Genomic DNA, 1,652 nt, shown 5'->3' with positions numbered 1-1,652 from the left:
TGTCGTACATCAGCACATCGTGTTGGGAATTGAGAACCTTAACAACTGAAAACCATCAGCACATCGTGTCATTCCAGACGTTGATTGGTCAGGGCGGCTGGAATGGCAAGGGTGCGTTGGAAGAGACGCAAGCTGGCCAGAAATAGAAGCTGAACCGGGAAAGCCATGACACTTCTTTCATCGGATGTGGGTGTCGATTCAGGGTCCTGCTCACGCAACGCCGGGACCTGCACTTCGCCAGGCAGGGAGTTGACGCCAGATTGCTCTGCGGGTGTCGTGTCATCCACAGGGGTTTGGGGAGCGGCTCTGTCTAGAACCGGCTCCCGCAGGGGGAAAGGATGGACATCCATACAAGACCGGCTCTCCACATCTGGCGCCTGATCGTAGATGCGGACCCAGGCTTCAGACGGCTGCAAAGATAGGGTGACCCAAACACCTGTGTCGGGTGGAGCAGAGACCGGCCAGTCGACATTCAACACCCGCACAGTCTTGGCCGAAGAGACACGACGCATGAAGTGAACGTGCCCTGCATAGAGAGGCAACTTGGCGTCAGACTCAGCCACTGCCGGAATCTCTTGTGCCGGCGGTGGCTGAAAATGGCGGTCATGCGGAGTATCACCGTTCAGGGCCGAGTGATGACCACTCTGTCTGTAAAGGTCGAAGAATCTTTCGGCCTGCTGGTTGACTTGGCCCAGACTGCCCAGATAGGTATCCTCCCAAACATGACGATTGTAGTCTTGGTGGAAGCGTTCGACGTGGCCGTTGCTCTCCGGGTGATAGGTGGGGGAGAAGACCAACTCGGTGCCCACGGCTAGGGCTAGACGCACCACCCGGCCGAGAACATAGGCATGGGTGGCACCGCCGCTGAAACAGCCCTCGTTATCCACCTGAGTGTAGCGCGGCACACCCATCTCCTGCCATAGTCGACAGAGAAAGTGAGCGGCGTCTACCGCTCGGCGTTGTTCATAGGCATGGCCGGTTGGATATCGAGAGACAACATCGATGCCGTTGAAACAGGCAATGCGTTGCCCACCTTCCAGGTAATGAGGCACGATGTCAACCTGGATCAACTCGTGCGCATGCTGTGGCCGTAGATGTGGATAGACAACGGGCATCTCTTGACGCTTCTTTCTCTCCCGTGTCAACCTAGCCCCACGCAGAATCCGTTCGATGGTCGGCACGCTCGGCAGCGGCGACACATCCTGCTTTCGCAGCCGTGTTCGCACAGCCGGTGCACCGATGTACTTCAACCCGTCGCCAGACTCTGCTTCAACTTCCAAGACCATTCGAGCTGTAATCACCGCCTCTTTGAGGGTGACTGGTGTCTTGTTGTGAACCTGGTTCGGTGCCCGAGAACGCCCATTCAGTCCGGCATAACCGAACTGGCGGAATCGACCCCGCCACTTGCGCACCCATCCTGCACTGCGCTTCAATTGGCTGGCAACTTCCTCAACGGTCTGCCCGGCTTGGAGCAGGGCTATGGCTCGATTTCGTTCTTGTAGCAGTTCATCCATGTCTGCACCTCCTACCTAGGAGATAACCAGACACAGGTTGGCCTGCTGTTCTGCTGATGGTTATTCAGTTTTCAATGTGCGTCACGATGTGCTGATGGTTTCATCGCTAAAACCGTCACGATGTGCTGATGTACGACA

1 protein-coding gene is annotated in these 1,652 nt (G+C 56.6%); it reads right to left on the bottom strand.

Annotated features, from left to right (window positions below; genetic code table 11):
• Nucleotides 1-68: 68 nt before the first annotated feature.
• Nucleotides 69-1,514, bottom strand: coding sequence for an integrase core domain-containing protein (locus tag FKZ61_RS23670; RefSeq protein ID WP_141612635.1), 1,446 nt, complete (start codon nucleotides 1,512-1,514; stop codon nucleotides 69-71).
• Nucleotides 1,515-1,652 lie beyond the last annotated feature (138 nt).

Source organism: Litorilinea aerophila (assembly GCF_006569185.2).
Lineage (GTDB): Bacteria > Chloroflexota > Anaerolineae > Caldilineales > Caldilineaceae > Litorilinea > Litorilinea aerophila.
The sequence above is the reverse complement of the archived record's forward strand: the minus strand, read 5'-3'. Positions and strand labels throughout refer to the sequence as shown.

Bases quoted from the DNA above. Each gene is read 5' to 3' on its own strand.
- FKZ61_RS23670 (WP_141612635.1), bottom strand. From the start codon at position 1,514: ATGGATGAACTGCTACAAGAACGAAATCGAGCCATAGCCCTGCTCCAA.